Below are 292 nucleotides of genomic sequence, written 5' to 3' on the forward strand. Positions count from 1 at the left end.
CCTGGGCCAGGGTGTAGCTGGTACCCCCTATCACCACATTCAAAATCCCGTCCGTGGCCGACACCGTGAAGCTACCGCTCACCGTCTCGCTGTTGGCCGCAGCATTCGAGCCATTCGGATTGAGGCCTGATTCGTACACCAGGTGATCCGGACCCGTCGACGCCGCCGTCACCACGCTGGAGCTGTCATCCGCCCCCTTGATGTTGATGGTCAGCTTGGCGATGCTCTCATCGCCGTCCGCATCCTTCATCGTGTACCAGACGTCGTAGCTCAGGTTGGAGCCCGCCGTCAG

General features: G+C 61.6%; 1 protein-coding gene. It reads right to left on the reverse strand.

The features are described 5' to 3' along the window. Positions 1-292: hypothetical protein (locus KW825_RS20315; protein ID WP_218330244.1), on the reverse strand; the 292-nt coding region annotated here is incomplete at both ends.

The organism is Aeromonas sp. sif2433, assembly GCF_019218705.1.
Classification (GTDB): Bacteria; Pseudomonadota; Gammaproteobacteria; order Enterobacterales; family Aeromonadaceae; genus Aeromonas; species Aeromonas encheleia.